Source organism: Limnobacter sp. (genome assembly GCF_036846585.1).
In the GTDB taxonomy this organism is placed as follows: domain Bacteria; phylum Pseudomonadota; class Gammaproteobacteria; order Burkholderiales; family Burkholderiaceae_B; genus Limnobacter.
The window spans coordinates 105,869-130,705 of sequence record NZ_DAIUBR010000004.1 but is presented as its reverse complement, the minus strand read 5'-3'; the positions used below and the strand labels follow the sequence as shown (position 1 = coordinate 130,705).

Below are 24,837 nucleotides of genomic sequence, written 5' to 3'. Positions count from 1 at the left end.
TTAAGGCAAAGATGCAGGCTGTTCGATTGCATCTGCGAAGCTGCTGTTTTAATGCATCTGCGAAGCCGCATGCAACGAGCAAGAATCAACACCGGGGAATTCGACTTGATCAAGGCAGAATGCAATGTGGCACCTGCAAACCAAAAACCAGACTCACCAACAAAAAAGCCGCTGGTCGCAAAACCAACGGCTTTTCAAAACGAACGCAGAAAAAGATCAGTCTGCCTTCACACTCATTGCAGCGGGTGCGGGCTGTGGAGCAGGTGCAACCTTGTCGCCACCACCACTGGAGCTGGGGCTACCACCACCCGTGGGTGGCGTGCTGCCGCCAGTTGTGGGTGGACGTGGGTCTTTGCCTTCCATGATGTCGTTGATTTGATCTGCATCAATGGTTTCCCATTCCAGCAAAGCCTTGGCCATGACGTGAACCTTGTCACGATTCTGGTCCAAAATGTCCCAGGCCACTTTGTACTGGGCATCAATGATCTTGCGAATTTCGGCATCCACCATTTGCATGGTCTGCTCGCTCATGTGCGTGGTCTTGGTCACTGAACGGCCCAGGAACACCTCGCCTTCATTCTCGGCATACACCATGGGCCCAAGGGCCTCGGTCATGCCGTAACGGGTCACCATGTCGCGGGCAATGGCTGTGGCTCGCTCAAAGTCGTTCGATGCGCCAGTGGTCATCTGGTTCATGAAAATTTCTTCCGCAATGCGGCCACCAAACAACACAGCAAGGGTACACAGCATGCGTTCCTTGTCCATGCTGTAGCGGTCACCTTCAGGCAACTGCATGGTCACACCCAAGGCACGGCCACGGGGAATAATCGTGACCTTGTGCACGGGGTCGGTTTTGCTCATCAATTTGGCAACCACTGCGTGGCCAGACTCGTGGTAAGCCGTGTTGCGGCGTTCCTCTTCCGGCATCACCATGCTGCGGCGCTCGGCACCCATGATGATCTTGTCTTTGGCTTTCTCGAAGTCGTTCATTTCAACCACACGGCCATTGCGGCGTGCAGCAAACAAAGCGGCTTCGTTCACCAGGTTGGCCAAATCAGCACCAGAGAAACCGGGGCAGCCACGGGCCAGCACAGATGCATCCACGTCGGGCGACATTGGAATTTTGCGCATGTGAACTTTCAAAATCTGCTCTCGGCCACGAATATCGGGCAGGCTGACCACCACCTGGCGGTCGAAACGGCCGGGGCGCAGCAAGGCTGGATCCAATACATCGGGGCGGTTTGTCGCGGCAATCACGATAATGCCCTGGTTGGTATCAAAGCCGTCCATTTCAACCAGCATCTGGTTCAGGGTTTGTTCGCGTTCGTCGTTACCGCCGCCCAAACCGGCACCACGCTGGCGACCCACCGCATCAATTTCATCGATGAAAATAATGCAAGGTGCCTGCTTTTTGGCTTGTTCAAACATGTCGCGAACACGGGCCGCGCCCACACCCACGAACATTTCCACGAAATCGGAACCCGAAATGGCAAAAAACGGCACTTTGGCTTCACCTGCAATGGCTTTGGCCAGCAGGGTTTTACCGGTGCCGGGCGAACCCACCATCAACACGCCACGGGGAATGCGACCACCCAGTTTCTGGAACTTGGTGGGGTCTTTCAGGAATTCAACCAGTTCATGCACGTCTTCTTTGGCTTCGTCGCAACCAGCAACGTCAGCAAAAGTGACGGGGTTGGTGTTTTCATCCAGCAGCTTCGCTCGGCTTTTGCCGAAGCTGAACGCCCCACCCTTGCCGCCGCCTTGCATTTGACGCATGAAGAAGATCCACACACCAATCAGCAGAATCATCGGGAACCAGCTCACGAACAGGCTCATCAAGAGTGATGGCTCTTCGTCGGGCTTGGCTCGCACTTGCACGCCGTATTTCAGCAGGTCGCCGACCATCCAGATGTCGCCGGGCGAGTACACGATCCGCTCACGGTCATCATTGGTGAGGGCGCGCACCGTGCGGCCTTCAACGATCACGCTCTTGATGCGTCCATTTTGCGCATCCTGCATGAACTCGGAATAGGTCATTTCGTTGGAACGAACCTGCTGGCCTTCAAACTGCTTGAACACAGTGAAGAGCACCAGCGCCACGACCAACCAAACTGCTGCTTTGGAAAACGAATTATTCAATGTCACTTCTCCTCGAGGACTCTGGCCCCACCCTAGGGAAATGGGGGCAGGATGTCCATTTTAAACCCAAGCCAGCAAATTACGCCATCACACTATTTCATGGTGTGCATTAACAATCGCAATCACTTGGGTGATGCTGCTTAAATTACTTTTCATTTGCCTGTTTAAGACCCTTGCAAAGCAAAAAGGTTTCCCGGGATCGGTCACGGGAGGCCTTGGGTTTGCGCGGAGACACACTTTTAAACACTTGCTTCATCTGGTGCACGATGTTGCTGTAAGACGATCCATGAAAAATTTTCACAATCAACACCCCGTTGGGCTTGAGGTGATTCAAGGCAAAATCAATGGCCAATTCACACACATGCTCAATTCGGGCTGAATCGGCCGCAGCAACACCAGAAAGATTGGGGGCCATGTCGGAAACCACCAAGTCCAGCTTTTCACCACCCAGGCGTTGATTCAGGTCTTCAAGCACCGCATCGTCGCGAAAATCCCCTTGAATGAATTCAACACCCGCAATAGGTTCCATTGGAAGCAGATCCAGTGCGATAATACGGCCATTGATAACGCCACCCGGCCCCACCAAGGCTTCCCGAAGCACCTGCGACCAACTTCCCGGCGCACTGCCCAGGTCGACCACCTTGATGCCCGGCGTCAACAACCCTTCCGGCTCTGCGATTTCCTTCAGTTTGAAGGCCGCACGAGCGCGATAACCCGCATTCGTGGCCATTTTCACGTAAGGGTCGTTGATGTGGTCATGCAACCAGTTTTTATTGAGTTTCTTCTTTTTAGCCACCGATTACCCAACCGAGTGAAAAATTAATATGACGGACACCACTGCTGTAACCCTGACACCCGCCGAAAAAAAGGCGCTCAAAGCCCAGGCCCATGCGTTGGATCCGGTAGTTTTGATTGGCGACAAGGGTTTGACACCCAATGTGGTCAAGGAAATCGACATGAACCTGAACGCCCACGGTCTGATTAAAGTACGTGTTGCCGGCGATGACCGCGAAGCGCGCCTGGAATACGCACAGGCCATTTGCGAAGAAACTGGCGCGGCCCTGGTTCAACACATTGGCAAGTTACTGGTACTTTTCCGCACCAAGGCTGAAGACCCTGAAAAAGCCAAGGCCAAAAGCCGCCCAAAGCCCAAAGGCCCACGCCAAACCAAGCGCCAGTTCAATTCAAAAAGCTGAAAGCCTGCCCGTGAATCAAGCCTCTGCAGCTTGGTTCACGCCATACCGGCTTAAACCCCAAACCAGCGCACCAATCATTTTGATGGAATACAGCACCGTTGAAAGTGCATGTACATTGCCAAATCGACTGCGCATTTCAGCCAGCTCATCGCCTTGCAAGGTGCTCAAGCCTTCACGCAATTCATTCATGTGTGGGTGCAGCCATGCCAGTTCCAGCACACACACACCCAAGATGACAGCCATCAGCACATTCACCTTGGTGCCAGCGCGCAACCCGTTCACGAAATTGGACAACACCAGAAGCACTGCGCTGGTGAACAACGAATACAAGGCCAGCATGTAGAACAGGCGGCCAGCCACCAAGCCCGCTTCCGGGCGCGGCAACCATTTGAACAAGCCCGGCGCAACCAAAATGGCCATGAACCACAAGGCACCGAGCCAAATCGCCCAAAATGCCAGTTCTGTACCCTTAAAACCACGCCAAGTCATTGTTGCTGTACCCCTTTAGATGTACTTCACTTCCAGCACTTCGTATTCACGCAAGCCACCCGGCGCCTGAACATGCGCTACATCGCCTTCGTACTTGCCGATCAAGGCACGTGCAATTGGGCTGGAAATGGAAATCAGGCCCGATTTGATGTCGGCTTCGTCGTCGCCCACAATCTGATATTCAACGCTGGCGCCAGCTTCAATGTCCTCAAGCTTGACGGTTGCACCAAACACCACTCGACCTTCCGCGTCTACATTGGTGGGGTCGATGACTTGCGCGTTGCTCAGCTTGCCTTCAATTTCCTTGATACGCCCTTCAATAAAACCCTGCTTTTCCTTGGCAGCGTCGTATTCGGCGTTTTCAGACAAATCGCCCTGCGCACGCGCTTCAGAAATGGCATTGATCACCGCTGGGCGATCAATGGTTTTAAGACGGTGTAATTCTTGTTTCAGCTTTTCAGCGCCCTTGACTGTCAATGGGATAGTGGCCATAACTTCCGGTATTTCCTGCAAATGGAAAGCCGCCTGATAGCAGGAATTGCTATAAGACGGCTTAAAGGTTCAGACAAGCAGATTAAGCGGAGAGTTCCGCGTGCAGGCTTTGAACGCTGTAAACGTCCATCGCGCCAAGGTGCTTCATGCCCTCAACTGAAGCCAATGCACCTGCCATGGTTGTAAAGATCGTAACACGAGAACTTAGTGATGTGGTTCGAATGTAACGGCTGTCGTTGATCGCACTGCGGCGTTCTTCAACCGTGTTCACCACCAGTTGCACCTCACCATTTTTCAACATATCAACAATGTTGGGGCGGCCTTCCAGCACTTTGTTCACCACGGTACACTCAATGCCGCCCGCGGTAATCGCTGCTGCCGTGCCGCGTGTCGCGATGATCTTGAAACCCAGTTCAACCAGGCCCTTGGCCAACTTCACTGTGTGTTTCTTGTCCTCGGTTTTCACGCTGATGAAGGCTGTACCACCTTCTGGCAACTTCACAGACGCTGCCAACTGCGACTTCACGAATGCTTCGCCGAATGTACGACCCACACCCATCACCTCGCCGGTAGACTTCATTTCAGGACCCAAAATGGTGTCCACGCCCGGGAACTTGACGAAGGGGAACACGGCTTCTTTCACGGAGAAGTATTTGGGTACCACTTCGCCCTTCACACCCTGCGATTCAAAGGTTTGACCAGCCATGCAGCGTGCTGCAATTTTTGCCAGCTGCAGGCCAGTGGCCTTGGAAACATAAGGCACGGTGCGGGATGCACGCGGGTTCACTTCCAGCACGAACACGGTGTCATTTTGAATGGCGAACTGCACGTTCATCAAGCCGACCACATTCAGTGCCTTGGCCATTACCTCGGACTGACGCTTCAGTTCATTGACCATGTCGGCAGACAAGCTGTATGGGGGCAGGCAGCAGGCAGAATCGCCGCTGTGCACGCCCGCTTGTTCAATGTGTTCCATCACGCCGCCAATCATCACGGTATGGCCGTCGCACAGGGCATCCACGTCCACTTCAATCGCGTCATTCAGGAAGCGGTCCAGCAGCACGGGGCTGTCGTTGCTCACTTTGACGGCTTCGCGCATGTAGCGTTCCAGGTCTTTCTGCTCGTGCACAATTTCCATGGCACGGCCACCCAGCACATAACTTGGGCGCACCACCAGCGGGTAACCAATTTCCTGCGCATGCGAAATGGCTTCCGCTTCAGTGCGCGCGGTGCGGTTTGGCGGCTGGCGCAGGTTCAGCTTGGTCAACAGTTTCTGAAAACGTTCACGGTCTTCGGCAATGTCAATGCTTTCAGGGCTGGTGCCGATAATTGGCACACCGTTGGCTTCAAGCGATTTCGCCAGTTTCAGTGGTGTTTGGCCACCGTACTGCACAATCACGCCCACCGGCTTTTCAATGGCCACAATTTCCAGCACGTCTTCCAGCGTCAATGGCTCGAAGTACAGGCGATCAGAAGTGTCGTAGTCAGTTGAAACCGTTTCAGGGTTGCAGTTGACCATGATGGTTTCATAGCCATCTTCACGCAGCGCCATGGCGGCGTGCACGCAGCAGTAGTCAAATTCGATGCCCTGACCAATCCGGTTGGGGCCGCCGCCAAGCACCATGATTTTCTTCTTGTCGGTGGGCTGGCTTTCGCATTCCTCTTCGTAGGTGGAATACATGTACGCCGTGCCGGTTTTGAATTCAGCAGCGCAAGTGTCTACGCGCTTGTACACGGGACGCACATTGTGATGGTGGCGCAGCTTGCGAATTTCCGCCTCGGATGTGTCAAGCAAGTAGGCCAGACGACGGTCCGAGAAACCTTTGCGCTTGAGCAAACGCAGCATTGGCTCGGTCAGGTCGGCCAGTGTTTTGGTTTCCAGTTCAAGTTCCGTGTCGACGATGTCTTGAATTTGAACCAGGAACCAGCGGTCAATTTTGGTCAGCTGGTGCACTTCTTCCAGGCTGAAACCTTGGGCAAATGCGTCGCCCACGTAGAAGATACGCTCGGGGCCAGGTTCACCCAGTTCGCGCTCAATGACTTCGCGGTCGGTTGTTTTCTGGTTCAATCCGTCCACGCCCACTTCCAGGCCACGCAGGGCTTTCTGGAAACTTTCCTGGAAAGTGCGGCCCATGGCCATCACTTCACCCACCGATTTCATTTGGGTGGTCAGGCGGTCGTCGGCAGTCGGGAATTTCTCGAATGCGAAACGTGGGATTTTGGTAACCACGTAGTCGATTGAAGGCTCGAACGACGCGGGGGTCAGGCCGCCGGTGATGTCGTTTTTCAATTCATCAAGCGTATAGCCCACAGACAGCTTGGCTGCCACTTTGGCAATCGGGAAACCGGTTGCTTTGGAAGCAAGGGCAGATGAACGAGACACGCGCGGGTTCATTTCGATCACGATCATGCGGCCATTGGCCGGGTTGATCGAGAATTGAACATTCGATCCCCCGGTGTCTACGCCGATTTCGCGCAGAATCGCAATCGACGCATTGCGCATCAACTGGTATTCGCGGTCAGTCAGGGTTTGTGCAGGGGCCACAGTAATGCTGTCGCCAGTGTGCACGCCCATGGGGTCGAGGTTTTCGATGGAACACACGATAATGCAGTTGTCTGCACTGTCGCGGACTACTTCCATTTCGTATTCTTTCCAGCCAATCAGGCTTTCTTCAATCAGCAGCTCGTTCGTGGGCGATGCTTCCAGACCACGGCGGCAAATTGTTTCAAATTCTTCGGCGTTGTAGGCAATGCCACCGCCGGTACCGCCCAGGGTAAAGCTGGGGCGAATAATGACCGGAAAGCCGTTGCTGCCCACCTGCTTGGCGATGCTGGCCTGCACTTCAAGGGCTTCTTCCATGGAATGGGCTACACCGCTTTTTGCAGAATCCAGACCAATGCTGGTCATGGCGTTCTTGAACTTCAAGCGGTCTTCGGCTTTCTCGATGGCTTCTTCTTTCGCGCCAATCAATTCAACGTTGTACTTGGCCAGCACACCATGCTTGGCCAAATCAAGCGCACAGTTCAGTGCGGTTTGACCACCCATGGTGGGCAACACGGCATCGGGGCGCTCTTTTTCGATAATTCGCTCAACAACCTGCCAGGTGATGGGCTCGATGTAGGTGACATCGGCCATTTCCGGGTCGGTCATGATGGTGGCCGGGTTGCTGTTGACCAGCACCACTTTGTAACCTTCTTCACGAAGCGCTTTACAGGCTTGGGCACCTGAATAGTCGAATTCGCAGGCCTGGCCAATCACGATGGGGCCAGCGCCGATGATCAGGATTGTTTTTAGATCGTTACGCTTTGGCATAACTTCCCTTTAATTTTAAAAATTTCAATACGGTTCAAACAGGTTTGCACAAAAGGCTCTTAAGCCTTGGCTACCCTGATGTCTGAAATAAAACGGTCAAACAGCTCTGCCAGATCGTGTGGGCCTGGGCTGGCTTCAGGGTGACCCTGGAAACAGAAGGCTGCACGGTCGGTGCGCTCAAGGCCCTGAATGGAGCCATCGAACAAGGACACATGCGTAACACGCAGGTTGGAAGGCAAAGAATCGGCATCCACCGCAAAACCATGGTTTTGGCTGGTAATGGCCACACGCTTTGTTTTCAGGTCTTGCACGGGGTGATTGGCACCGTGGTGACCAAATTTCATTTTCAGTGTTTTCGCGCCGCTGGCCAATGCCATCAACTGATGACCCAGGCAAATGCCAAACACGGGCAGCTTTGTTTTGTCCAGAATGTGCTTGATGGCCGAAATGGCGTAATCGCAGGGCTCAGGGTCGCCGGGGCCGTTGGAAAGAAACACGCCATCGGGATCCAATGCCAGCACTTTTTCAACCGGGGTTTGCGCAGGCACCACAGTAACGCGGCAGCCACGCTGGGCCAGCATGCGCAAAATGTTGCGCTTGGCACCGTAATCAAAGGCCACCACGTGGTGGGGGCGCTCGCCGGTTTGGAAATGAGGCTCTTCAGCTGCCACACCCAAGGCCCATTCGCCTTCCACCCATTCATGGGCTTCTGTACAGGAAACCACCTTGGCCAGGTCCATGCCAGCCAGGCCGGGGAAGCCTTTGGCCAGTTCAATGGCGCGTTCGGCGCTAAAGGTTTCACCGCTGTCCTCGGTCAGCAGGCAACCATTCTGGGCACCCTTTTCACGAAGAATACGGGTCAGCTTGCGGGTATCAATGCCAGCAATACCGGGCACACCGTGCTTTTTCAGGTAATCAGCCAGGGGCATGGTGGAACGGAAATTCGACACCAGTTCGGGCAGGTCTTTGATAACCAAGCCCGACAAATGAAGCCCTGCGGATTCTTCGTCTTGCGGATTGGTGCCCACGTTGCCAATGTGAGGATAAGTAAGGGTAACGATTTGACGGCAGTACGACGGGTCGGTGACAATTTCTTGATAGCCCGTGAGCGAGGTATTGAAAACCACTTCACCCACTTTCGTGGTGGGGGCGCCAAAAGAAATGCCCTCGAATACTGTGCCGTCTGCGAGCGCGAGCAAGGCGCGCGGGTGGGCGCTTGCGACTAATTTCGACAAGGGAAACTCCAATAGATGCGACAAAACACCCGGGGACAAATAACACCCGCGCAGGCTTTTTGCCTAAGAATCATTTAGCTAGCCGTGAATTATACCCGGAACGGCGGGGTTCGGCCATAGACAAAGCGTCATAGTGGAAGGGAACATGAATTGGGGGGCCCCCATTATTTGGTCACAATTGGGATTGACCACCCTTTGTGCCTGCCTCTACTGTCTCGGATCCATTTAACGAAAAAAATAAATCACATGAAAACAACTATTTTAGCGATGAGCGCTGCGGCAATTTTGTTCACCGGCTGTGCCTCGATTACCAAAGGCACTTCCCAAACACTGGCTTTCAAGCTTGACCCTAGAGAAACAAGATGCAGCCTGACCCGCATCGGCGATGGCGAACTTGGTTCAATCAGCAGCACCAACAACACCATCAATGTGGGCAAGGACAAAGACGACATTGTTATCACCTGCAAGGCAGATGGCTACGATGACAAAACAACACGCCTGGTCAGTTCAGTGTCCACAGCCGGTGTGGTTGGCGGTGTATTTCTGGACCTAGGCATTACCGACATGATTACGGGTGCCATGTACGAATACCAGACCGACATCAATGTGGCGCTTGACAAGACAAAGCCACTGGCCTCGGCCGACCAAGCGCAAACCAGCGCCGCGAAGTAATTCACCCACCAAATCTGGTTACGGCAGTCGCCTGCCGTACCAGCATAGCACCGCAACGGTGACATACATCAGCAAACCGTAAACTACCACGGGCACGGCAATTTCGGCGTTTTGTAACAACGACAGCGCAATGGTCAAGCCCAGCGTAGAGTTTTTGACACACATTTCAATCGACACGGTCAAGCTGTCGCGCGCATTCAAGCCGCTGATCTTTCCACCCAAAAGGCCCAAAGCCACGGCAGCAAAATTCAGCGCCACCACTGGGGCCCAGGCTTGGGCAAACCAGCCCGGCATGTTGTCAGACTCGCTGATACCGATCAGAACAACGATGGCGACCAGCACAAACACGGCAAACTTGTTGATTGCCGGCTCAAACTTTTTGGACAGTTCTGGTCTTTTGGCGCGAACAAACATGCCAATGCACACAGGAATGATCACGATGACCATCATGGTGATGAGGGTTTTCAGAAAAGGAAGCTGCAATTCAGTTCCCACCCCGACAAACATGGGCAAGGCGTACGCCATGTAAAACGGAATGGTAAGAACGGTCAACAAACTGGCCAGCACCGTCAGGGTGATCGACAAAGCAAGATTGGCTTTGGCCATGTAGGTCAACACGTTCGATGTTGTACCACCGGGCATGGCAGCAGACAGCACCAAACCAGCTGCCATTACCCCGCCACCAAACAAGCCGCCAATGGCAAAGCCCAGCAAAGGCACCCCCACCAACTGCAACACAGTACCCACAATCACGCCTTTGGGCTGTTCTTTGACTCGACGGAAATCCTCAACTGTAAGGCTAAGCCCCATGCCGATCATGATGATAAAAAGGGAAACCGGTAAACCGATTGTGATGTAGGAATTGCCGAGCATTGTGTCTCCATGGGGTCTTTTTTATTGTTCAGCTACTGTAGCCGAAGCCGCACCCATGCGCTGTCAGCAAATTGACGTTTTTTCCGCCTTTTTGAACTCTGCCTGAACAATTTGTTCCAGAAAATCAGCCACCACTCGGGTTTTCAGCGACAACTGGCTGCTCAAGCCCGGCGGAAACACCAGGTACATGGGCAAACCACCAGTTGCCGGGTTGTCGCAATACCAGTCTTGGAATATTTCAACCAGTTCACCACGTGCAAGGGCGTCTAGTATCATCCAGTCGGCACTGCGCCCCAAACCCAGACCTGCTTCTATGGCACGCACCACCATGATTGGGCTGGAACAGCTCAACCATGAAATTACCCGGTGCTTCTGACTGGGTCCTTGACCATGCCTGGGCCAGAATTCCCATTCTTTCAGGTCCCCTCGCTGGGAGAACGCGATGCATTGGTGATCGATAAGATCCGCCGGCGTTTTCGGAATACCGTGCTGCTCAAGGTACGAGGGTGCTGCATAAAGCTTTCGCCAAATGGTGGCAATTTTTCGGGCACGCAGGGTGGAATCCTGAAGCGGCCCCACCCTCAAGGCAATATCCAGCCCTTCTTCCACGATCATTGCATTGCGGTTGGACAAGTCCACCTGCAACTGCACATCAGGATACCTGGCGTGAAATTCCGACAGGCGGTGTGCCAATATCTTTTCGCCAACAATGACGGGAAGACTGATACGCACCGTACCTTGGGGCTGACCGCTTTGCAGCTGGGTAATGGCATCGCGAGCTTCCTGCTGGCTGTCCAGCATGCGCTGGGCATGGAGTTTGTATATTTCACCAGCCTCGGTGATTCTGACTTGCCGCGTGGTGCGATTGAGCAGGCGAATATTCAAATGGGCTTCCAGTTGCGCGACAGACCGGCTAACGCTGGAGGGGTTCTCGCCTTTCAGCTTGGCGGCAGCGGCGAAGCCGCCTGAATTCACCACCATCAGGAAGGTTTCAGCGGCTTGAAGTTCGTTGAAATTATTGCTCATATCGCAACAGTGAAATTCACCAAAGGTAGTTTATTTGCTTAATGTACATCAATACCATGACTTCACACCATCTCAAAAGGAGAGTGAATCATGAATGAATGGCCCGAAAACCTGCTTGGCCTGGACCTGAACTGGAACCTGATTGAAACAGCAATCCGGGCTTTCCGGACCCTGTTAATTGCCTTGATGATACTGACCGGCATTGGCTTGGCCCAAGCCACTGAATTACCCGCAGTGCTGGTGACTAATACAGCCGAATGGATGGATTTCTCTGGCTGGTTTGCCGATGGCGCAATCGGTGGCTTTGACGCGGCAGGTGCCAGCGTTGCAGGCTGGTGATGTTACTTCCGTTGGTGTGGCGGCCACCGCCACCAAGCCGCCGCCACCGCAAGTCCGAACAGGGCATAAACCAAGGTGAACACCCAGGCCGGCGTCCTGTAAAACATGACCCCATGCACCCAGTGCTGAATGAGACTGCCTTGGTACACGCCCTGCCCGGCTTGCAACCGCAGCCAGTTCTCGAACGTGGTCAGCGGGCATTCAACGCCCAACAGGCTTTCGACAATCACCACGGAAATTGCCAGCAAATGCAGTGCGCGAAACCACCAGCGGTTGACCCATGCCCAACGCAGCAAATTGCCCAACACGATCAACAGCAAACCGCCCACCACAAACAGCACGATGGAGAAATGAATCAACAGGACAACATCGGCGACCAATACGTAGTTCATTCATGTACTAAAAGTTTGCGACCACTTGGACCTGAATTCATATTTTAAGCTGCCCCCCGTGACGCCCGAGTTTTTATTTTGCAGACCATGAAATGAGCTGCTACAAAACACCAAGTATGTTGCCAAGGCAGCGGCAGGCAAGTAAGTTTGCTTGCCGTCAAGGCTTGATTGTATTTTGCATCAGGTTGAGGTGATGCTCTTGAAATTCGGAGATCAAAAAGGGCTCACCTCGCTCCAGTATGAAATAGCGAAATGCCTCTGCGGTTGGGGAAAGGTACTTCCCCAGGGTGTAGGTTAAATTCCATGCCCGCATCACTGGGGCACCCACCACATCCAGCACACACAGCAGTTCTTGATCCAGCTCAAGCTTGATCGTGTGCAACGATAAAAAAGAAACCCCCAAACCCGCCATCACCGCCTGCTTCACGGCTTCATTGCTTTCCAGCTCCATCGCAATCGGGGGGGTGATGCGGTGCTGTTCGAAAAACCGGTCAAGCGCAGCCAGCGTGCCTGATCCGGGTTCCCTGACGATGAACGGATGCGTCTCCAGCACCGTGGGCATGATGTCGTCGGTGCGGGCCAGAATGTGTGAAGGCGAACACACAAACACATGGGGGTGCGCTGCAAAAGGTTCTGCACGCGTGGAAATTTCCTTGGGTGGCCTGCCCATGATCGCCATGTCAATTTCACCATCCCGCAACCAGGCCAAAAGCTTTTGCCGATTTCCCATGGAAATCCTGACATCAACGCCGGGATGATCGGTTTTAAATTCTGACAAGAGCTTGGGCAGGAAGTACAGGGCCGTGCTGACCATGCCAATGAGCAGCGTGCCTGTTTGAATTCCCGAAAGCCGTTCTGCTGCGTCTTGCGCATCTTTCAAAGTGCCCAGCAATTTTCTTGCATACACCAGCATGTATTCACCACCCGTGGTCAGGTAGGTGGTTTTGCCTTTCCTTTCAAACAAGGGAAAACCGATTTGGGCTTCCAGATCTTTGACCTGCATGGTCACCGCCGGTGGCGTTAGATGCAGCGCCGATGCGGCTTTGCTGAAACTGAGATGGTGGGCAACCTCAGTGAATATTCTGAGCTGCCGAAAAGTTGCATTCTTCATGATTAAGTAAAAGCTGAATCAGCGATTAATAAATCATGAATTTCACTTAACTGTCAATCGGTTTATTTTGTCCCTATGGCAATTCACATTGAATCGAACCACAGGGAGAAACGAATGAATAAACCCATCGAAAACACAGCAATTACGGACAGCAAAAAACGCTACACAGCAGGCGTATTGAAGTATCGGCAGATGGGTTATTGGGAGCCCGACTATCAACCGAAAGACACCGATGTTTTGTGCCTGTTTCGAATTACCCCACAGGAAGGCGTGGACCCGGTTGAAGCCGCCGCCGCGGTGGCCGGTGAATCGTCCACCGCCACCTGGACAGTGGTGTGGACCGACCGCCTGACCGCTTGCGACAGCTACCGTGCCAAGGCCTACAACGTTCAACCGGTTCCGAACAACCCCGGGCAATACTTTGCCTGGATTGCCTACGATCTGATTCTGTTTGAAGAAGGCTCCATCGCCAACATGACGGCCAGCCTGATCGGCAACGTGTTCAGCTTCAAACCCTTGAAGGCGTGCCGACTGGAAGACATCCGCATTCCGGTGGCGTATGTCAAAACGTTCAAGGGTCCCCCCACCGGCCTGATTGTTGAACGCGAGCGTCTGGACAAATTCGGCCGACCCCTGCTGGGCGCCACCACCAAGCCGAAGCTGGGTTTGAGTGGCCGCAACTATGGCCGGGTTATTTACGAAGGCCTGAAAGGTGGGCTGGACTTCATGAAGGACGACGAGAACATCAATTCGCAACCCTTCATGCACTGGCGTGACCGGTTTCTGTATGTGATGGACGGCGTGAACAAGGCGCAAGCCGCCACCGGCGAGGTCAAGGGTTCTTATCTGAATGTGACCGCAGCCAACATGGAAGAGATGTACGAACGTGCCGAGTTCGCCAAGGAACTGGGCTCGGTCGTGTTGATGGTCGATCTGGTGATTGGCTGGACTGCCATTCAAAGCATGTCCAACTGGTGCCGCAAAAACGACATGGTGATGCACATGCACCGGGCCGGGCATGGCACTTATACCCGCCAGAAAACACACGGCGTCAGTTTCCGCGTCATGGCCAAGTGGTTGCGCCTGGCGGGTTGCGACCACATGCACGCCGGCACAGCGGTGGGCAAACTGGAAGGGGATCCCAAAACCGTTCAGGGCTTCTACAACGTATGCCGCGAAAGCTACAACAAACAAGACCTGGAGCGTGGCCTGTTCTACGACCAGGACTGGGCAGACCTGAACAAGGTGATGCCTGTGGCTTCGGGTGGCATTCATGCGGGCCAGATGCACGACTTGATCGATCTGTTTGGTGACGATGTCATTTTGCAATTCGGTGGCGGCACGATTGGCCACCCCGGCGGCATTCAGGCTGGCGCCGTCGCCAACCGGGTTGCGCTGGAATGCATTGTCAAGGCGCGCAATGAAGGCAAGGACATCAAGAACGAAGGTCCTGAAATTCTGCGCAAGGCGGCCCAGTTCTGTACACCGTTGAAACAGGCCTTGGACACTTGGGGCGAGATTTCCTTCAACTACGCATCGACTGACACCTCTGACTTTGTCACCACAGCCAGTCCGTCCAACTGATTCACAGGAGAACACGATCATGATGACCAACCCGACCGGGAAAATCACGCAAGGGCAGTTCAGTTTTCTGCCTGAACTGACCGACGAAGAAATCGAGATGCAGATTCAATACGGCTTGAACAAGGGCTTTGCATGGAGCATCGAATACACCGACGATGCGCACCCGCGCAACACCTATTGGGAGATGTTCGGCCACCCGATGTTCGACCTGAAAGACGCTGCTGGCGTGATGATGGAAATGCGCGAATGCCGGGACACCTTTCCGCACCACTACATTCGTTTGATGGCATTTGATTCGACCCGCGGGGTGGAGTCCATCACGATGAGTTTCATTGTCAACCGCCCCCCGGTAGAACCGGGCTTCACACTGAGCCGCCAGGAAATTGGCGGGCGCAGCATGCGCTACACCACGGTGGGTGTCGCCGCCAGCAAACCCGAAGGCGAACGATACTGAAGAGGAGCCAACCATGAACCAGACCATAGAACAGGAACAAGCTGAGGTCGATCCACTTTCGGTGGCCCGGACCGTGGCCGATGTGCTGAAGGACGCCGATGTTGAATCGGTGCTGAACGAGCTTGAGCAGGACCTGGTGGGCCTGGTTCCCGTCAAAACCCGGATTCGCGATATTGCGGCGTTGCTGGTGATTGATCGCTTGCGTAAAAATCAGGGATTGACGGCGAATAACCCGTCACTGCACATGTGCTTCACCGGCAACCCGGGCACTGGCAAAACCACAGTGGCCATGCGCATGGCACAAATTCTTCATCGGCTGGGTTATGTACGCAAAGGCCACCTGGTGGCGGTCACCCGTGACGATCTGGTTGGCCAATACATTGGCCACACTGCGCCAAAGACCCGTGAAGTTCTGAAGAAAGCCATGGGTGGCGTTCTGTTCATCGACGAAGCCTATTACCTGTACCGACCGGAAAACGAACGTGACTATGGCCAGGAGGCCATTGAAATCCTGCTGCAGGTGATGGAGAACCAGCGCGATGACTTGGTCGTCATTCTGGCGGGTTACAAAGACCGCATGGACACCTTTTTCAAAAGCAATCCGGGCATGAGTTCACGCGTGGCCCACCACCTAGACTTTCCGGATTACAAGGCAGATGAACTGCTCTCGATCAGCGACAAAATGCTGGACGCGCAAGCGTACCAATTCGGCTCGGGAGCCCGGGAAGCATTTGACCAGTACTTGAACTTGCGTTTGCAACAACCCAACTTTGCCAATGCACGCAGTGTGCGCAACGCACTGGACCGCGCCCGTTTGCGGCAAGCCAGCCGCCTGTTTACAGACCGAAACAAAACTTACTCGGCAAACGACCTCAGCACGCTGGAGGTGGAGGACATCAAGGGCAGCCGACTATTCCGATCAAATGAACATTAAAACAACCAAACCTGGAGACACCGTTATGGACAAGAAAACATCACAAGGCACTTTCGCAGACTGGACGCAAAAGCAGAGCAATCCGGCATTGGCATCCGTGTTGCAAGTGATTGTCGATGTTTGCAGGGACATTTCAACAGCTGTCACCATGGGCGAGGTGCAGGGCTTGTATGGCCTGGTTGAAACTGCCAATGTTCATGGCGAGAACCAGAAAAAACTCGACATCTATTGCCATGAACTGATGGCACGCGCACTGCACCAATACCCTCGCGTGGCTGCCTGGGCCAGTGAAGAAATGGAGAAACCGGAATGCAACCCTGCACACCAGTGCGAAGGGGACTTTCTGGTGGTGTTTGATCCACTGGATGGATCGTCAAATGTCGAGCCGAACGGTTCCATCGGGACGATCTTTTCCGTGTTGCCGCATATCTATCAAGGAACGCCTCCGGGAGAAGCGGCTTTTTTACAACCAGGCACATCGCAGCTTGCAGCAGGCTATGTGTTGTATGGCCCGGCAACCGTGCTGGTGATCACAACCGGTGCAGGCGTGGATTCTTTCACACTGAACCCCCAGACCGGCGACTGGATCCACACGCGCACACAAATTCAGGTGCCGAAAAGCACACGGGAATTTGCCATCAACTGCTCCAATCAGCAGTACTGGGAAAAACCGGTTCAACGCTATATTGGTGAATGTATTGCAGGGCAAAACGGCCCGCGACGCACAGCATTCAATATGCGCTGGGTGGGTGCAATGGTGGCCGATGCACACCGCATTTTGTGCCGTGGCGGGGTATACCTGTACCCGCGCGACAACAAAGAACCCCAAGTGGCAGGCCGCCTGCGGCTGACCTACGAGGCAGCGCCCATTGCCTTCCTGATGGAACAGGCGGGCGGACAGGCCATCACCGGGACACAGCGCATCATGGATGTTGTGCCCGACCTTGTTCATCAAAAAATTCCAGTGATTTTTGGCTCAAGCAACGAGATTGAAATCATACACAGCTACCACGAGGACCCCAGCGAAAACGTGACGCTACAGTTGTTCAAGAGCAGGTCCCTGTTCGTTCAGGCTTGAGGGGGGCACCATGTCCAAACGCCATCCCGTTGTTGTGGTTACAGGTTCCTCCGGCGCAGGCACCACCACAGTGAAACGAACTTTCGACAACATCTTTCGCCGTGAAGGTTACCGTGCTGCCGTCATCGAAGGCGACGCATTTCACAGGTATGACCGCAAGGCAATGAAAGCTGAAATGAGGCGTGCCGAAGAAAACGGCGGCTTCCTGAGCCATTTTGGTCCACAGGCCAATTTGTGGGCCGAGCTGGGCAAGCAGTTTGACGCCTATGCACGCACCGGGCATTTTAAAACACGGTACTACCTGCACAACGACGACGAAGCAGCGCCCTACCAACAGGAAGCCGGCACCTTCACCCCCTGGCGCGATCACATTGAGGATTCCGACCTGCTGTTTTATGAAGGATTGCACGGCTGTATACAGGACGGCGAGATCAACCTGCACCAATTTGCCGATCTGAAAATTGGCGTGGTGCCCATCATTAACCTGGAGTGGATCCAGAAAATACACCGCGACACCAAAGACCGCGGTTATTCAATGGAAGCGGTGCAGGACGTCATTTTGCGGCGCATGCACGACTACGTACATTATGTGTGCCCGCAATTCGCGCACACCGACATCAACTTCCAGCGGGTTGCCGTGGTGGACACATCCAACCCCTTCATCGCGCGCGACATTCCCACCGCCGGTGAAAGCCTCGTGGTGATCCGCTTCAAGAATCCGCGCGGAATTGATTTTCCGTACCTGCTGTCAATGATTGATCAAAGCTTCATGTCCAGGGCGAACACCATCGTTGTGCCCGGGCAAAAAATGGACTTGGCCATGCAGCTTATCCTGACCCCTTTGATAGTTCGTCTGATGGAGATCAAACGCGCGCAATACAGCTGAACCACATTTCTTTTGAATCAGGAGACCCGACCATGATACTTCACAACGAAATGGCCAATGCCATCCGAATGCTTGCGGCGGATTCCGTGCAAACTGCCAATTCCGGGCACCCCGGCGCACCCATGGGCATGGCAGAAATGGCGGTTGCACTGTGGGGCGAACACCTGGCGCACAACCCGGCCGACCCCGCCTGGCCCAATCGCGACCGGTTTGTGTTGTCCAATGGCCATGCGTCCATGTTGGTTTATGCCCTTTTGCATTTGACGGGCTACCAGCTGCCCATGGACGAACTCAAACGCTTCAGGCAACTGCACAGCAAAACGCCCGGTCATCCTGAAGCCCACATCACCCCCGGTGTTGAAACCACCACCGGACCACTGGGGCAAGGCCTGGCCAATGCAGTGGGCATGGCGCTGGCAGAGAAGCTGATGGCCGACCATTTCAATCAGGATGATTTCCCCGTGGTGGACCATTACACCTACTGTTTTGTCGGTGACGGCTGCCTGATGGAAGGCATCAGCCACGAAGCGTGTTCGCTCGCTGGCGCGCTTGAACTGGGCAAACTGATTGTGTTGTACGACAGCAATGGAATTTCAATTGACGGACAGATTACCCCTTGGTTTGGAGACGACACGGCCGAGCGTTTCCGGGCCTATGGCTGGCATGTGATTGAAGGCATTGATGGGCACGATGTGGATGCCGTGTCGCGCGCAATTGCCAGTGCCAAATCAACCCCGACGCCAAGCTTTCTGGTGTGCAACACGCACATCGGTGCAGGCTCACCCAACCGCGTCAACACCGCCCGTGCCCACGGCGAACCGCTGGGCGAGAACGAACTGAAACTTGTGCGCGAACAGTTGAACTGGGCCAGCGCACCGTTTGTCATCCCCGAGAAAATTCGACAAGCCTGGGACAACACGGCCAAAGGCGAAAAAGCCCAGGCAAGCTGGGCACGCATGATGCACAACTATGCAAAAGCCCATCCCGATTTGTACAACGAATTCAATCGTCGACAAACGGGTGAACTGCCCGATGACTTTGAAGCAAAAGCGGCAAACCACATGGCGCAAACCTGCCAGCAGGCACAAACCATGGCCACACGAAAAGCATCCCAGAACTGCCTGAACGCACTTGCGCCGGACCTGCCTGAATTGCTGGGTGGTTCTGCCGACCTGACCGGAAGCAACCTTACAAATTTCACCGACTGCGGTGCAGTTCGCGCCGGTGAAAAAGGTGGGCGCCACGTCAACTACGGCGTACGTGAATTTGCCATGGCCGCCATCATGAATGGCTTGGCACTGCATGGCGGCATGCGGCCTTATGGCGGCACCTTCGCCGTGTTCAGCGATTACTCACGCAACGCGATTCGCATGTCTGCCCTGATGCGCTTGCCCGTGGTGCACGTGCTGACCCACGACAGCATCGGCCTTGGTGAAGATGGCCCCACCCACCAACCCATTGAGCACGCCTGGTCCCTGCGTGCCATACCCGACCTTGACACCTGGCGCCCCTGCGACGCGCTGGAAACCAGCGTGGCCTGGGTATGCGCATTGCGTCAGCGCAAACGACCCAGCGCGTTGCTGCTGTCGCGCCAAAACCTGCCAGCCATGGTGACCGAAGCCGCACAGCAACTTGGGGCATTCAAAGGTGGCTACAGCCTGTACCAAAGTGAAAAATTCAAAGTGCGCGTGCTGCTGATAGCCACCGGCAGTGAAGTACATGTGGCAAGAATTGCCGCGAACCAACTGGAATCACAAAACATCGGCGTGCGAATTGTTTCAATGCCCTGCACCAATCTGTTTGACCGGCAAAGCCAGGAATACCGTGCAAAGGTATTGATGATGGAACGTGGCGATTCCGTGTTGCGCATTGCCATTGAAGCGGGCTGCACACAGGGATGGTGGAAATACGTTGGCTTCAAGGGCGATGTAATGGGCATTGACACCTTCGGCGAATCAGGGCCCGCTGTCGAGCTGTTTCAGCATTTCGGGCTGACTACCCAACATGTGGTGAACCGAGTGCTTCAGCGCCTGGAACACAACGAGCCCGCAAACACGGAGGTCGACGATGTCACGCTATAAATTGCTGAGCTTCGACCTGGACGGCACGCTGGTTCACACCGCACCCGAGATCGTGCAGGCCTGCAACGAAGCACTGGTGGCCTGTGGTTACGGCGAACTGCCTGATGCGCAGATTGAGCACCTGATAGGCCACGGCACCTACGAGCTAATGCGCAAAGCACTGGAAAGTGTGGTGGCACCCACGTCGGAATCCACACTGGATTTTCTGCTGCAAGACATCATGCCCGTGTTCAACACCATTTACGGCGAAGTCAGCGGCACACGCGGGCAGCCCTACCCCGGCGTGCTGGATGCACTGGAGGCGTTCAAGCGCCAAAACATTCCCATGGTGGTGGTGACCAACAAAGAACACTTTTTTGCAATCAAGGTGTTGAAAAACACAGGACTGCTTGATTACTTCGACGGCGTGGTCGGAGGAGACAGCTTGAGCAAGAAAAAACCGGACGCATTGCCCTTGAACCATTGCATGACGCATTTTGATGTGCGGGCCTGTGACACGGCGCACATTGGCGACTCCAGCATTGATGTGCAAACCGCCCGCGCTGCGCAGGTCTACGCCATTGCGGTCAGCTTTGGTTACAACGGCGGCAAGCCGGTTTCAACGTCAAAGCCCGACTTGTTGATCAATCACTTTGACGAACTGCGCGGACACGTGCTGAACCGCACCGCATTGATCAATCATTAAACAAATTCAGGAGTTTGAACATGGCACTGGTTTCCCTTCGACAATTGCTGGACCATGCAGCCGAATATGGCTATGGAATACCGGCGTTCAACGTGAACAACCTGGAGCAGGTGCAGGCCATCATGCAGGCCGCGCAAGCCACCTGCAGCCCGGTGATACTGCAGGCTTCAGCCGGTGCAAGAAAATATGCCGGCGAAGCGTACCTGCGCCACCTTGTGTTGGCCGCTGTTGAAAGCCACCCGGACATTCCGGTTGTTCTGCATCAGGACCACGCCACCAGCCCAGCCATTTGCCAGCAAGCAATTCGCTCCGGATTCACCAGCGTGATGATGGATGGTTCGCTGATGAGCGATGGAAAAACACCCGCAAGCTACGACTACAACGTGCAAGTAACCCGGCAGGTCTGTGATCTGGCCCACGCCATTGGCGTGTCGGTGGAAGGCGAACTGGGTTGCCTTGGGTCGCTTGAAACCGGGCAAGCCGGGGAAGAAGACGGCATCGGTGCTGAAGGTGCGCTGGACCATTCACAATTGCTGACCGACCCGACACAGGCCAAAGAATTTGTTGAACTGACAGGGGTCGATGAACTGGCCATTGCGATTGGCACCAGCCACGGCGCGTACAAGTTCACACGCAAACCAAGTGGCGACATTCTGGACATTGCGCGCATTGAAGCCATTCACGCCGTGATTCCGAACACCCACCTGGTGATGCACGGTTCATCCAGTGTGCCGCAAGACTGGCTGGACATCATTCGCGAGTTTGGTGGCGAGATCAAGGAAACGTATGGCGTGCCAGTGGAGGAAATTCAACGGGGCATTGCACATGGTGTGCGCAAGGTAAACATTGATACCGACATTCGCCTGGCCATGACCGGTGCCATGCGCCGTGAAATGGCCACGGCACGGTCTGAATTCGACCCGCGCAAGGCCTTGATCGCCGCCCGCAAGGCGGCACAATTGCTGTGTGAAGAACGATTCAAGGCTTTCGGCTGCGAGGGGCGTGCCCAGCAAATTCGGGCAGTCCCTCTGGAGGCCATGGCGCGAAACTACGCCGTGAGTGCCTGAACCAGTTGATCAGAAATTGGCAACCGCCATTTCCGTGACAGCCTGGTAGCCATTCACAATACTGTCGCGCAGACCGGGCACGGCGTTCAGCACGTGGTCTGCAAAAAAGCGTGAAGTCAAAATCTTGTCGCTGTAGAAACTGTCTGTTTCGCCAGCCTTGATTTTGGCTTCTGCAGCCAACAGCGCACGCGCCATTTGCCAGCCAGCCACTGTGGTACCCGCCAGTTTCAGGTAAGGCACTGAACCGGCAAACACGGCGTTGGGGTTGCCTTTCATGTTGTCAACAACAAACTGGGCCGCGTCCAGGAATGAAGCACGTGCTGCGTCCAGGCGTGCTGCCACTGCCTTTGCATGTGCAGAACCCGATTCATTCAACTGAACCACGGTGCGCGCAATGTCCGCGCAAAGGGTTTTCACCATCGCAGCGCCGTCGCGTGACGTTTTGCGGCCCACCAGGTCGTTGGCCTGAATGGCGGTAGTGCCTTCATAAATCGTCAGAATTTTTGCATCGCGGTAGTACTGCGCCGCGCCGGTTTCTTCAATGAAGCCCATGCCACCGTGCACTTGCACGCCAGTAGATGCCACTTCAATACTCATTTCTGTTGACCAGCCCTTGACCAGCGGCACCATGAATTCATACACGGCCATGTTCTGTTTGCGTGTGGCTTCATCAGGATGGTAATGCGCAGCATCATATGCCGCACCAGCCACACAGGCCATGGCGCGCGCAGCCTCAACTTGTGAACGCATGCTCATTAACATGCGCTTGACATCGGGGTGGTTGATAATGGCCACCGCCTCACTGGAAGAACCATCCACAGGGCGGGACTGAACACGGTCGTTGGCGTAACGCACAGCCTGCTGGTAAGCACGCTCGGCAACACCAATACCCTGCACACCCACCTGGAAGCGGGCAGCGTTCATCATCACGAACATGTATTGCAGGCCTTTGTTTTCTTCGCCCACCAAGTAGCCAATGGCACCCTGACCCACGTCGCCTTTGTTGTCGCCATACAGCAGAACAGCAGTTGGAGAAGCCTTGATGCCCAGCTTGTGTTCAATCGATGCGCAGTACACATCGTTGCGCTTGCCCAAGGAACCATCGTCGTTGACCATGAATTTGGGCACCACAAACAGGCTGATGCCCTTCACGCCTTCAGGCGCATCGGGTGTGCGGGCCAACACCAGGTGCACGATGTTCCCGGCCATGTCGTGTTCACCGTAGGTGATGTAAATTTTCTGGCCAGAAATGCGGTAAGTGCCATCGCCTTGCGGCACGGCCTTTGAACGAACCATGGCCAGATCAGAACCGGCCTGTGGCTCGGTCAAGTTCATGGTGCCGGTCCATTCGCCGGAAATCATTTTGGGAAGGAACATTTCTTTCTGTTGCTGGCTGCCTGCCACCAACAGCGCTTCAATAGCGCCATCGGTTAGCAAGGGGCACAGCGCAAAGCTGAGGTTGGAGCCGTTGACCATTTCCATGCAAGGTGTTGCCACCAGCTTGGGCAGCCCCTGTCCACCGAATTCGGTGGGGTGCTGTAAACCTTGCCAGCCTTGCTCGCCAAAGGCCTTGAAGGCCTCTTTGAAGCCTTTTGCAGTGGTTACAACGCCGTCTTTCCAGTTGGCGGCCTCTACGTCGCCCGACCAGTTCAGCGGGGCGACCACTTCGCTGGTGAACTTCGCATTTTCGGTCAGCACTGCATCCACGGTTTCCTCGGTTGCGTCTTCACATCCGGGCAACTGCGATACCTGATCCAAACCGGCCAATTCTTTCAAGACAAACATCATGTCTTTAACTGGGGCGTTGTAACTCATTGTCGTCTCCTGATACAGCTTTGCGTTTTTTGTTGGCTTACAGTTTTTCAGTCAATTGGGGCACCACGTCGAACAAGTCGCCCACCAAGCCGTAATCGGCCACGCCGAAAATCGGTGCTTCGGGGTCTTTGTTCACGGCCACAATCACCTTGCTGTCTTTCATGCCCGCCAGGTGCTGAATGGCACCGGAAATACCGAAGGCCATGTACAACTGGGGCGCCACGATTTTGCCGGTTTGACCAACCTGCCAGTCGTTGGGTGCGTAGCCTGCGTCTACCGCAGCGCGTGATGCGCCAATGGCTGCGTTCAGCTTGTCTGCCAAGGGGTTCAGCACGCTGAAGTTTTCAGCAGAACCCATGCCACGACCACCGGAAATAATGGTGCTGGCGGCAGTCAATTCAGGGCGATCGCTCTTGGCCACTTCACGGCTTACAAACGTGGACTTGCCGGAATCGGCAACAGCGCTCAGGTTTTCAATGGCAGCGGAACCGCCTTCTGCAGCAACGGGGTCAAATGCAGTTGTACGCACGGTGATGACCTTGGTTGAGTCAGAGGACTGCACGGTGGCGATCACGTTGCCCGCGTAAATTGGGCGCGTGAATGTGTCAGCGCTTTCAACGCTGATGATGTCGGAAATTTGCGCAACATCCAGCTTGGCAGCAACACGTGGCAACACGTTTTTGCCCACGCTGGTGGCAGGTGCCAGAATGTGGCCGTAGTTGCCGGCAATGGCCAGAATTTGTGCTGCAAAGTTTTCGGCCAACTGGTCACCCAGTGAATCGGAATCTGCAACCAATACCTTGGCCACGCCAACTGCCTTGGCAGCCTGCTCAGCAGCGGCGCCACAACCCTTGCCGGAAACCAGCACGTGGATGTCGCCACCAATTTTCTGGGCCGCAGCGATGGTGTTCAACGTGGCGGGCTTGATGCTTTGATTGTCGTGTTCGGCAATAACGAGTACTGACATTTTTTGCTC

Annotated in this window: 23 protein-coding genes; 11 read left to right on the top strand and 12 right to left on the bottom strand. The window is 54.7% G+C overall.

The window, feature by feature from the left end:
• Window positions 1-216: 216 nt before the first annotated feature.
• Window positions 217-2,139, bottom strand: coding sequence for an ATP-dependent zinc metalloprotease FtsH (ftsH, locus tag V7028_RS03500; protein WP_334118720.1), 1,923 nt, complete (start codon window positions 2,137-2,139; stop codon window positions 217-219).
• Between the two features lie 145 nt (window positions 2,140-2,284).
• Window positions 2,285-2,935, bottom strand: coding sequence for an RlmE family RNA methyltransferase (locus V7028_RS03495; protein WP_334118719.1), 651 nt, complete (start codon window positions 2,933-2,935; stop codon window positions 2,285-2,287).
• A gap of 28 nt (window positions 2,936-2,963) precedes the next feature.
• Here V7028_RS03495 and yhbY point away from each other — a divergent pair, with 28 nt between their 5' ends.
• A complete protein-coding gene (gene yhbY / locus V7028_RS03490) occupies window positions 2,964-3,335 on the top strand; it encodes a ribosome assembly RNA-binding protein YhbY (protein ID WP_334118718.1) in 372 nt (123 codons plus the stop codon).
• 15 nt (window positions 3,336-3,350) lie between these two features.
• On the opposite strand, the gene V7028_RS03485 is transcribed toward yhbY, so the two are convergent.
• The 4 genes from V7028_RS03485 to carA form a co-directional block, all read right to left on the bottom strand.
• Window positions 3,351-3,824: a DUF4149 domain-containing protein gene (locus V7028_RS03485; RefSeq protein WP_334118717.1), complete on the bottom strand. Its 474-nt coding sequence runs from the start codon at window positions 3,822-3,824 to the stop codon at window positions 3,351-3,353.
• Window positions 3,825-3,839: 15 nt separating this feature from the next.
• Window positions 3,840-4,316, bottom strand: a complete 477-nt coding sequence (gene greA / locus V7028_RS03480) for a transcription elongation factor GreA (RefSeq protein ID WP_334118716.1) — start codon at window positions 4,314-4,316, stop codon at window positions 3,840-3,842.
• An 82-nt stretch (window positions 4,317-4,398) separates the two neighbouring features.
• Window positions 4,399-7,629 carry a carbamoyl-phosphate synthase large subunit gene (gene carB / locus V7028_RS03475; RefSeq protein WP_334118715.1) on the bottom strand — a complete coding sequence of 1,077 codons (3,231 nt, stop codon included), beginning with the start codon at window positions 7,627-7,629 and terminating at the stop codon, window positions 4,399-4,401.
• 59 nt (window positions 7,630-7,688) lie between these two features.
• A complete protein-coding gene (gene carA / locus V7028_RS03470; RefSeq protein WP_334118714.1) occupies window positions 7,689-8,864 on the bottom strand; it encodes a glutamine-hydrolyzing carbamoyl-phosphate synthase small subunit in 1,176 nt (391 codons plus the stop codon).
• A 246-nt stretch (window positions 8,865-9,110) separates the two neighbouring features.
• Here carA and V7028_RS03465 point away from each other — a divergent pair, with 246 nt between their 5' ends.
• Complete coding sequence (locus tag V7028_RS03465) at window positions 9,111-9,536, top strand: hypothetical protein (RefSeq protein WP_334118713.1); 426 nt, start codon at window positions 9,111-9,113, stop codon at window positions 9,534-9,536.
• An 18-nt stretch (window positions 9,537-9,554) separates the two neighbouring features.
• Here V7028_RS03465 and V7028_RS03460 read toward each other — a convergent pair whose 3' ends face one another.
• Both V7028_RS03460 and V7028_RS03455 read right to left on the bottom strand, forming a co-directional pair.
• The gene (locus tag V7028_RS03460) at window positions 9,555-10,409 is read right to left on the bottom strand and encodes a bile acid:sodium symporter family protein (protein WP_334118712.1); all 855 of its coding nucleotides are present in this window, start codon (window positions 10,407-10,409) and stop codon (window positions 9,555-9,557) included.
• A 63-nt stretch (window positions 10,410-10,472) separates the two neighbouring features.
• A complete protein-coding gene (locus V7028_RS03455; protein WP_334118711.1) occupies window positions 10,473-11,435 on the bottom strand; it encodes a LysR family transcriptional regulator in 963 nt (320 codons plus the stop codon).
• Between the two features lie 90 nt (window positions 11,436-11,525).
• On the opposite strand from V7028_RS03455, the gene V7028_RS03450 reads away from it, so the two are divergent.
• Entirely contained in the window at window positions 11,526-11,774 is a 249-nt protein-coding gene (locus tag V7028_RS03450; RefSeq protein ID WP_334118710.1) for a hypothetical protein, read from the top strand.
• Window positions 11,775-11,776: 2 nt separating this feature from the next.
• Here V7028_RS03450 and V7028_RS03445 read toward each other — a convergent pair whose 3' ends face one another.
• On the bottom strand, window positions 11,777-12,166 hold the full coding sequence (locus V7028_RS03445; protein ID WP_334118709.1) for a DUF2784 domain-containing protein: 390 nt from the start codon (window positions 12,164-12,166) through the stop codon (window positions 11,777-11,779).
• A 157-nt stretch (window positions 12,167-12,323) separates the two neighbouring features.
• Window positions 12,324-13,277 carry a LysR family transcriptional regulator gene (locus tag V7028_RS03440; protein ID WP_334118708.1) on the bottom strand — a complete coding sequence of 318 codons (954 nt, stop codon included), beginning with the start codon at window positions 13,275-13,277 and terminating at the stop codon, window positions 12,324-12,326.
• Between the two features lie 114 nt (window positions 13,278-13,391).
• Between V7028_RS03440 and V7028_RS03435 the strand changes: the two genes are divergently transcribed.
• Genes V7028_RS03435 through fba form a run of 8 tightly spaced genes read left to right on the top strand, consistent with a single transcriptional unit; the run spans window position 13,392 to window position 22,046 of the window.
• A complete protein-coding gene (locus V7028_RS03435; RefSeq protein WP_334118707.1) occupies window positions 13,392-14,861 on the top strand; it encodes a ribulose-bisphosphate carboxylase large subunit in 1,470 nt (489 codons plus the stop codon).
• A gap of 19 nt (window positions 14,862-14,880) precedes the next feature.
• Window positions 14,881-15,315 carry a ribulose bisphosphate carboxylase small subunit gene (locus V7028_RS03430; RefSeq protein WP_334118706.1) on the top strand — a complete coding sequence of 145 codons (435 nt, stop codon included), beginning with the start codon at window positions 14,881-14,883 and terminating at the stop codon, window positions 15,313-15,315.
• 13 nt (window positions 15,316-15,328) lie between these two features.
• Entirely contained in the window at window positions 15,329-16,249 is a 921-nt protein-coding gene (cbbX, locus tag V7028_RS03425; protein ID WP_334118705.1) for a CbbX protein, read from the top strand.
• Window positions 16,250-16,274: 25 nt separating this feature from the next.
• Window positions 16,275-17,327 (top strand): class 1 fructose-bisphosphatase, encoded by a 1,053-nt coding sequence (locus V7028_RS03420; protein WP_334118704.1) that lies wholly within the window; start codon window positions 16,275-16,277, stop codon window positions 17,325-17,327.
• Between the two features lie 10 nt (window positions 17,328-17,337).
• Window positions 17,338-18,213, top strand: coding sequence for a phosphoribulokinase (locus tag V7028_RS03415; RefSeq protein ID WP_334118703.1), 876 nt, complete (start codon window positions 17,338-17,340; stop codon window positions 18,211-18,213).
• Window positions 18,214-18,245: 32 nt separating this feature from the next.
• Window positions 18,246-20,294, top strand: coding sequence for a transketolase (tkt, locus tag V7028_RS03410; protein ID WP_334118702.1), 2,049 nt, complete (start codon window positions 18,246-18,248; stop codon window positions 20,292-20,294).
• Window positions 20,281-20,979, top strand: coding sequence for a phosphoglycolate phosphatase (gene gph, locus V7028_RS03405; RefSeq protein WP_334118701.1), 699 nt, complete (start codon window positions 20,281-20,283; stop codon window positions 20,977-20,979). Before tkt ends, gph begins: the two co-directional genes overlap by 14 nt.
• A gap of 20 nt (window positions 20,980-20,999) precedes the next feature.
• A complete protein-coding gene (gene fba / locus V7028_RS03400; protein ID WP_334118700.1) occupies window positions 21,000-22,046 on the top strand; it encodes a class II fructose-bisphosphate aldolase in 1,047 nt (348 codons plus the stop codon).
• Between the two features lie 9 nt (window positions 22,047-22,055).
• Here the strand turns inward: fba and V7028_RS03395 are convergent, their stop codons facing one another.
• Window positions 22,056-23,861 carry an acyl-CoA dehydrogenase gene (locus V7028_RS03395; RefSeq protein ID WP_334118699.1) on the bottom strand — a complete coding sequence of 602 codons (1,806 nt, stop codon included), beginning with the start codon at window positions 23,859-23,861 and terminating at the stop codon, window positions 22,056-22,058.
• 37 nt (window positions 23,862-23,898) lie between these two features.
• Window positions 23,899-24,828, bottom strand: coding sequence for an electron transfer flavoprotein subunit alpha/FixB family protein (locus V7028_RS03390; RefSeq protein ID WP_334118698.1), 930 nt, complete (start codon window positions 24,826-24,828; stop codon window positions 23,899-23,901).
• Window positions 24,829-24,837 lie beyond the last annotated feature (9 nt).